The 6,870-nt window shown below is 55.5% G+C and carries 10 protein-coding genes; 1 reads left to right on the plus strand and 9 read right to left on the minus strand.

All coding sequences use genetic code 11. From position 1 onward, the window contains the following. Window positions 1-24 precede the first annotated feature (24 nt). Entirely contained in the window at window positions 25-1,041 is a 1,017-nt protein-coding gene (locus PUQ42_RS08580) for a peptidoglycan DD-metalloendopeptidase family protein (RefSeq protein ID WP_394336855.1), read from the plus strand. A 517-nt stretch (window positions 1,042-1,558) separates the two neighbouring features. Here the strand turns inward: PUQ42_RS08580 and proC are convergent. From proC to istB, 9 genes are all read right to left on the minus strand, one after another. Further along, window positions 1,559-2,335 (minus strand): pyrroline-5-carboxylate reductase, encoded by a 777-nt coding sequence (proC, locus tag PUQ42_RS08585; protein WP_273372989.1) that lies wholly within the window; start codon window positions 2,333-2,335, stop codon window positions 1,559-1,561. A 121-nt stretch (window positions 2,336-2,456) separates the two neighbouring features. Then, complete coding sequence (locus PUQ42_RS08590; RefSeq protein WP_273372991.1) at window positions 2,457-3,125, minus strand: YggS family pyridoxal phosphate-dependent enzyme; 669 nt, start codon at window positions 3,123-3,125, stop codon at window positions 2,457-2,459. A gap of 192 nt (window positions 3,126-3,317) precedes the next feature. Continuing rightward, complete coding sequence (locus PUQ42_RS08595; protein WP_273372993.1) at window positions 3,318-3,551, minus strand: DUF6808 domain-containing protein; 234 nt, start codon at window positions 3,549-3,551, stop codon at window positions 3,318-3,320. A 311-nt stretch (window positions 3,552-3,862) separates the two neighbouring features. Beyond that, on the minus strand, window positions 3,863-4,450 hold the full coding sequence (locus PUQ42_RS08600) for an N-acetylmuramoyl-L-alanine amidase (RefSeq protein WP_273372995.1): 588 nt from the start codon (window positions 4,448-4,450) through the stop codon (window positions 3,863-3,865). Between the two features lie 16 nt (window positions 4,451-4,466). Further along, a complete protein-coding gene (locus PUQ42_RS08605; RefSeq protein WP_273372997.1) occupies window positions 4,467-4,700 on the minus strand; it encodes a hypothetical protein in 234 nt (77 codons plus the stop codon). Between the two features lie 3 nt (window positions 4,701-4,703). Next, entirely contained in the window at window positions 4,704-4,994 is a 291-nt protein-coding gene (locus tag PUQ42_RS08610; RefSeq protein ID WP_273372998.1) for a hypothetical protein, read from the minus strand. Continuing rightward, the gene (locus PUQ42_RS08615; protein ID WP_273372999.1) at window positions 4,975-5,448 is read right to left on the minus strand and encodes a hypothetical protein; all 474 of its coding nucleotides are present in this window, start codon (window positions 5,446-5,448) and stop codon (window positions 4,975-4,977) included. Before PUQ42_RS08615 ends, PUQ42_RS08610 begins: the two co-directional genes overlap by 20 nt. Before the next feature lie 47 nt (window positions 5,449-5,495). After that, the gene (locus tag PUQ42_RS08620) at window positions 5,496-5,822 is read right to left on the minus strand and encodes a hypothetical protein (protein WP_273373000.1); all 327 of its coding nucleotides are present in this window, start codon (window positions 5,820-5,822) and stop codon (window positions 5,496-5,498) included. Between the two features lie 180 nt (window positions 5,823-6,002). Next, complete coding sequence (gene istB / locus PUQ42_RS08625) at window positions 6,003-6,791, minus strand: IS21-like element helper ATPase IstB (RefSeq protein ID WP_273373001.1); 789 nt, start codon at window positions 6,789-6,791, stop codon at window positions 6,003-6,005. Between the last annotated feature and the right edge of the window lie 79 nt (window positions 6,792-6,870).

The following is a 6,870-nucleotide window of genomic DNA, read 5'->3' on the forward strand; positions in this document are numbered from 1 at the left end:
TCGCTGCAGACGCTGCTCGACAACATGCAGGCGCAGCTCGAGGCCCGTGCGGCCCGTACGGCATCGTCTCCGACCGCCCGGGTCGATCCCGAACAGTCGGCGGCCGATTCGGTGGCCAACCTGCAGCTGCGTCTGCGCCGCAAACAGATCGAATCGACGTTCGATACCAACGGACTGACCGTCCTCGACACGCTCAACTCCGGAAACGACGCCCTCTACGTCATCCTCTACGGCAACAACACCTGGAAATACGTCCGCAACCGCGCCGTGGCCAAGGACAGCACGATCTTCGAAAAGTATTGGGACACGATCTCGCTCTTTCCCTACAAGGATGTCAGCATCGCTTCGCTGCCGCAGTCGGTGGTCATCGACCTGATCGACTCGACGAAGAGCTACCACTATCCCTACAAGGGTGCGGTGAATCCCCGCGGCAAGTACGGACCGCGCCGCGGACGCCGCCACCAGGGTGTCGATCTGCCGCTCAAGATGGGCGAACCGGTCTATGCGACCTTCTGCGGACGGGTGCGCATCTCGCAATATGTGCGCGGCTACGGCAATCTGGTCATCATCCGCCATGACAACGGACTGGAGACCTATTACGGCCACCTCTCGGAGCGTCTGGTCCAACCCGGCGACTGGGTCGAGGCGGGCCACGTCATCGGCAAAGGCGGTTCGACGGGCCGTTCGACCGGTCCGCACCTCCACTTCGAGACCCGCTACTACGGACAGGCCTTCGACCCCGAACGGCTGATCGACTTCAAGAACGGCATGCTCTGCCGCGAAACGTTCCTGCTGAAGAAGTCCTTCTTCAACATCAATTCCAACGCCGGGCAGGATTTCGACGACGAGATCGCCAACGAGGAGCAGGACAAGAAGGAGGCTGCCGAAAAGGCCGCCATGCGTTATCACAAGATCCGTTCGGGCGATACGCTCGGTGCCATAGCTCGCCGTTACGGTACCACGGTGTCGAACATCTGCCGTCTGAACGGCATCAAGTCGACCACCATCCTGCGCATTGGCCGCACGCTGCGCGTCCGCTAACGGTCTAAGAGACCGGTTCTATGGGCGGCCCACCTAAGAGGTGGGGTTTAGAGGCGGCCGGGCCTTACCGGGGTTCAGCAGCAATCGGACGCTCCCGGTCTAAGAAGCCGGTTCTATGGGCGGCCGGGCCTTACCGGGTTTCTTTAGCAAATGGACGCCCGTACGTTCGAAGAAAAGCAATTTCCGCACTTCGCTTGCAGCGGAAAAAGAATCGGGCAAAGGACGAGCGCCAGGAGCGGGAGGCTGAATAGGCTCGATCTTTCTGCACCCGCCCAGCTTGGCCTTTGTCCGATTCCCGCGAAAGCGACTTGCGGATGGTTTTGGTGGTACCTTTTGACACCAAAAGGTACCGGTCTAAGAGACCGGTTTTAGAGGCGGCCGAGCCTCACCGGGTTTCAGCAGCTATCGGACGCTCCCGAATCGAGACGGTGCAAAAGAGAGAGGATCGCACATGTGCGATCCTCTCTCTTTTCCGGTTGCGCCGCGGGTCGGTGCCGCAGCCGGAAGGAGGGCGCGGTCAGCCCAGAATGGCGTCGATGGCCGCGATGACCGATCCGCGGAAGCCCTCGCGTTCGAGTTCCCCTACACCCACGATCGTCGTACCGCCCGGCGAGCAGACGGCATCCTTCATTACGCCGGGATGCTGTCCCGTCTCAAGTTGCAGCTTGCCCGTGCCGACGATCATCTGGCTCACCATCCGGTAGGCATCGGCACGCGGAATACCGTACTTGAGCGCCGCATCGGCCAAGGCCTCGATGAACATCGCCACGAAGGCCGGACTGCAGCCGCAGATCGTCCCGGCCACCCCCAGCAGCGAGGTCTCGACCGACAGCACCAGCCCGACGTGCGAGAAGAGCTCCTCGAGCGAAGCCAGCTGTTCGGGCGAGAGCGAGTGGCGGCGTTCGAAGACGACGATCCCCTCGCAGACGGCCACCGGCGTATTGGGACACGTGCTCAGATGGGCCGTACCGGGGGCGAGCATCTGCTCATAGTCGTCGAACGTCACCCCGGCAGCCACCGAAACGACGATCTTCTGCTTCAACGTCTCACGAATCGGCGTAACAACCCCCTCGACCTGATAGGGTTTCACGGCGATGATGACCACGTCGGCGAACTCCGCCACTTCGGCCGCCGTGTCGAAGGCCCGGAAGCCCTGAGGCTCCGTATTGCGTTGCAGTTTGGCCCGATCGCGGGCGCAGGCCCCGATGCAGGCGGCCTCGACGGCTCCGCCGCGCACCAGTCCGCGGGCCAGTGCCTGGGCCATGTTTCCGAATCCGATAAATCCGATCTTCATATGCATATAAATAAGTTACGTTGTTCGAGAGGCGGGCGACGGCGGTGAATCACCGGCTCCGCGCCGGTTCAAAGCAGCCGATACGGGCCGCTTTCCGCTTCGGGTACGGTTCTGAAACGAATCATTTCGAGTAGTCGCGTTCGCCGAAGATCGACGAGCCGACACGCACCATCGTCGAACCGCACGCAACGGCCAGCCGGTAGTCGTGCGACATGCCCATCGAGAGGGTGTCGAACGCCTCGCCGAAGCGCGGACGCAGCTCCTCGAAGCAGTGGCGCAGCGCGTCGAAATCGCGGCGGATGACCGCCTCGTCGTCGGTGTTGGTGGCGATGCCCATCACGCCGCGCACGCGCAGGTTGGGCAGCGCGGAAAAGGGGTTCGTGGCGAGGTAGTCGTGCAGTTCGGCCGGATCCCAGCCCGTCTTGGTCTCCTCGGCGGCGACGTGGATCTCGAGCAGGATGTCGATCACGCGGCCGCACTTGGCCGCCTCCTTCTGGATGGCCTCAACCAGCCGTGCGCTGTCCACCGACTGAATCATCGCCACGAACGGCGCGATGTATTTGATCTTGTTGGTCTGCAGGTGGCCGATCATGTGCCACTCGATATCCCGGGGCAGCGTCTCGTACTTCTCGCGCAGTTCCTGGGGGCGGCTTTCGCCGAAGATGCGCTGACCGGCTTCGTAGGCCTCGCGGATCATCTCCGCAGGGTGGGTTTTCGATACGGCAACGAGCGTCACCCCCGCCGGGAGGGTTTCGCGGATATGTGCCAGATGGGTTGCGATTTCCGACATGGTAGTGTTATTTTCGACGCAGAATGTCAGGTCCAGTATATAACCTATTGAAAACCAATTAAAAGAAACAATTTTCGCCTACCGATTACCACAGAATAGCAACAAAACAGCAGTAAAACCAGCCTAAACGGGGCGAAATGGTGGCTCGGCATTCCGCCGGTCAGGGCAAAGGTAGCAATTTCCCCGAAGCCGTCAAAATCTGAACAGGTTATATGATATTCCCACCCCGATATACGGCTGCGCACCCTGCGGCGTGAAGCCATAGCCGACCTGAACGCCGATGCCCCACCGCTTGGGCTTTTCCTTGATGCGGACTATCTGCGTAGGCTGCTTGAATAGCAGGCTGTCGAGCGACGGCTGGTAGCCGCTCACGTAGGCGCGGTAGTCGTCCGTCTCATACACTTTCTGCGTGATAGGCACGTTCACCCTCACGCTGTCCGCTGAGGTAACGTCAACGGTGATTGCTTGCGCAGGCTCCGACTCATCAGCAATGGTTGGCTGCTCCTCCTCCCTCGTCACTTTCACTACCTCCGTGATGTAGCGTATCACGACGCTATCTCGCGGTACGGGCTTATACACCCGTACTGTGTCGTAAACAGTAGTAGTGTCGCACACGACCGCATCACAAACCGTGTTATGCAAGCGGCTGTTTGGGAAGAGCCGAGCTATCACCGTTGCCCCTAACAGCATTCCGAGTACCAGTATGAACAGGCACTTTATCAGCTCACTTTTCATAATCAGCCCTCCTTAATGTAGGACATGATGCCGTTGACGTGCAGAGCGGTTATCACTTCCTTGCCCTCGTCAGATAGCAGGAACGCAACGTCCTCTCGGTTGTCTTGGAAGAGGTTTTCTGTCAGAACGGAAGGGCATTTCGTATCTCTACAGATAGCGAGGTTTTGCGGCCAGTAAGGAACTTGTTGCGCATATTTTCTCACTTTCAGCCCCTCACCCTCTGCGGCAGCTATCAATCGTCTGGCAAATATCTTGCTGTTCGTCGAAGCGTTCAGAGAGACATGCGCCGACCAGCCGCGTGCGTTCATCCAGCCCGATCCGTCGCCAGCCGCGTTGCAGTGTACGGAGACGAGAAGCACGTTCCGCGCTCCCTCGCTACTGCATATCTCGTTTACGCGGCGGCAGCGTTCCCGTATGCTGATGTCATCCTCCTCTGGCACAAGTTGTTCTGCGTCGCAGCCCTGTTTTTTCAATTCAGCGACAACACGAGCGGCTATCTCTCGCGTGTACTTGTACTCCCTCAAAGAGCCGTCTGGGGAACGCTTTCCTGCTGTGTCAACCCCATGTCCGTTGTCAATCAGAACTTTCATAATACAGTCCCTAATTCTACAAACAACCGATGACTATGCCGATAAGGTCGCACAAAAGGTCTTTTTTCTCGAAAGTCCCTCTCTTGAGCCACTTGTCCCAAATGAACTCCTTACCAATCCCTACAATCGCCGTAATCAAAACAGCCGCCCAAAGTGGGAGCAGTACGTTGAGTACGCTAACGATGATAACGCTGCAGATGATGTGCAGAAGGCCGTCAGTACCGACCCAATTCAAGATTTTTTCTTTCATTGTTTATCCTTCCTTGTTTATTGGTTTGTCCCTGTTGTTTCTCTTTTCACTCAATGCCTTGTTAATACCTCCTCCTGCCATGAAGCCGCCTATGCAAAGCATGAACAATCCCAAAGCATCGAGCTCGGTTTTCAAGTATCCGTTGGTGCATACGTCCCATATCAGGCAGAAGCATACGCACAGACCTATTAAAGCCCCGACAAGGCTTGACAGCACGAGTGCAAACGACTTACTGCTGTCAAGCGTGTCCGCCTTTATCAGGCTTTTCAGGTATTCAGCTATCTTCATTCTCATCTTTGTTGTCTGTTTCTTGACCGCACTCATAGAACGCATCATAATCCCCAGCGGCGAGTTTTTTAAGGCGACAGTATGTGCGCTTCGGCAGCCGACCTTTGAAACACTCATCATCAGGGCGAACACAGACATTGTGTTCCGCCTCTTTGAGGGCAAGTTTCAGTTCATTGTTCTCGCGTATCAGTGCGTTGTTCTCCCTTTCCTGCTGGTGCTTCTCTATGTACAACTTGTCAAGACGTTCATTCAGTTCCTTGATTTTCTCGTCCTGCTGTTCGATGCGCTTCTGCAAGCTCTCTACAAGAGATTTCATTACATTCAGCTCCTTTTCGTCAGCCTCGATGTTTTTCATTCGGCGTTCAGGCTTCATAAAGAACAGGAATTTTATCAGCCCTATACCCCCAAGCGAGCTGACTGCCAGGACAACAACTTTCACTATTTCGCTCAATACATCCATGAGTTCTAAATTTTAATAGAGTTTTGTACAAAGGTAGTGAATTGTGATTATATTGTAATCACTTTCGGGGCAATTTGTGGCAAAAGAGGCTCTAATTCGTTGATTTTGTCCCTCATCGCCTGCCGTTCCGCGTGCACCTCCTCGATGTCGTAGGGCATAGGCTGTCCCAGCATAGAAGCCTCGTAGCACTTCATCACCTTGTAGTCGCTGTCCGTGAGAGCCTGCTTGAGGTCAGCCACCTGCTGCTTGATACGCTGATAGTCGTAGCGTTTCTCGTAGCGGTAGGCGATACGCTCCCCTTGGTCGTAGGGAACGGGGACGATGATGTAGTTCTCGTCCTCGCTCACCAACGCCTCGGGGCTGATAGCGTCCACGGGCTTCCACTCCTCAGACAGTGCAGCTATCTGCTGCTCGACGGACACCGTTTCCGTGTGCTGGATGGAAAAGCCACGCGACTTTGACCCTTTTGGCCAAACAGGATTTGCCCACCTTTGGCTACAATATGATTGACCCTTTAAAGTCCTGGTGTTGGGGGTCAATTTTATTTTACCCTTTTAAAATTTCCCGTTTTTCTTAGACCTTAACTTTCGCATACTTTCACCATATAACTCTATGGTATGAGCCGTATGTATGATGCGGTCAAGGATTGCATCGGCAATTGTCGGGTCACCTACCATGTCGTACCAGTTGGAGGAGGGGTACTGCGATGTGATGATGATGGATTTCCGTTCATGCCTGTCCTCGATGATGTCAAGCAGTATGGGACGCTCCTTGGCGTCGAGAGGCACGATGAACAGGTCGTCAAGGATGAGTAACTGGCATCGCTCAATCTTCTTGAGTTCCGTCTCAAGTGTACCTTTGACTTTGGCGACTTTCAGCGCTCCGAGCAGTTTCGGGGCATTGGCATATAAGGTACGGAATCCCCTTTTGCATGCTTCTTGGCCGAGGGCGCAGGCCAGATAGCTTTTCCCCGTTCCTGAAGAACCGGTAATGAAAAGGTTCTGTGCCTTATGCACAAAATCAAGGGTGGCGAGACGTTCCATCTGGTTGCGATCCAGCCCCCGGTTCGTGGCATAGTCGACCTGTTCAATATAGGCCTTGTAACGGAATGCCGCATTCTTGGTAAGCCGTGCAATGGCAGCCTGCGCACGATAGTCCCATTCGCGTGCAAGGAGCATGGAAAGGAACGTGTCCGCAGTCATGGATTGCGGAGTGGTGCCGGCAAGACTTTCCCTGAAAGCCTCTGCCATGCCATGCAATTTCATACGGTTCATTAAATCCAGTGATATGGTATTCTGATCCTGTTGTCCCGTAACGGGAGCTGTTTTATTGTTTACTTCCATACATCAATACTTAGTTAATTTTTAGTTTAGAGACTCATTTATAATATATTACGTCATATATACAGCACCTCTGACAGGA

Source organism: Alistipes megaguti, assembly GCF_944320325.1.
GTDB lineage: Bacteria > Bacteroidota > Bacteroidia > Bacteroidales > Rikenellaceae > Alistipes > Alistipes megaguti.

Bases quoted from the DNA above. Each gene is read 5' to 3' on its own strand.
- PUQ42_RS08590 (WP_273372991.1), bottom strand. From the start codon at position 3,125: ATGTCGGAAATCGCAACCCATCTGGCACATATCCGCGAAACCCTCCCG.
- PUQ42_RS08600 (WP_273372995.1), bottom strand. From the start codon at position 4,450: ATGAAAGTTCTGATTGACAACGGACATGGGGTTGACACAGCAGGAAAG.
- istB (WP_273373001.1), bottom strand. From the start codon at position 6,791: ATGGAAGTAAACAATAAAACAGCTCCCGTTACGGGACAACAGGATCAG.
- PUQ42_RS08615 (WP_273372999.1), bottom strand. From the start codon at position 5,448: ATGGATGTATTGAGCGAAATAGTGAAAGTTGTTGTCCTGGCAGTCAGC.
- proC (WP_273372989.1), bottom strand. From the start codon at position 2,335: ATGAAGATCGGATTTATCGGATTCGGAAACATGGCCCAGGCACTGGCC.
- PUQ42_RS08605 (WP_273372997.1), bottom strand. From the start codon at position 4,700: ATGAAAGAAAAAATCTTGAATTGGGTCGGTACTGACGGCCTTCTGCAC.
- PUQ42_RS08610 (WP_273372998.1), bottom strand. From the start codon at position 4,994: ATGAGAATGAAGATAGCTGAATACCTGAAAAGCCTGATAAAGGCGGAC.
- PUQ42_RS08580 (WP_394336855.1), top strand. From the start codon at position 25: ATGCAGGCGCAGCTCGAGGCCCGTGCGGCCCGTACGGCATCGTCTCCG.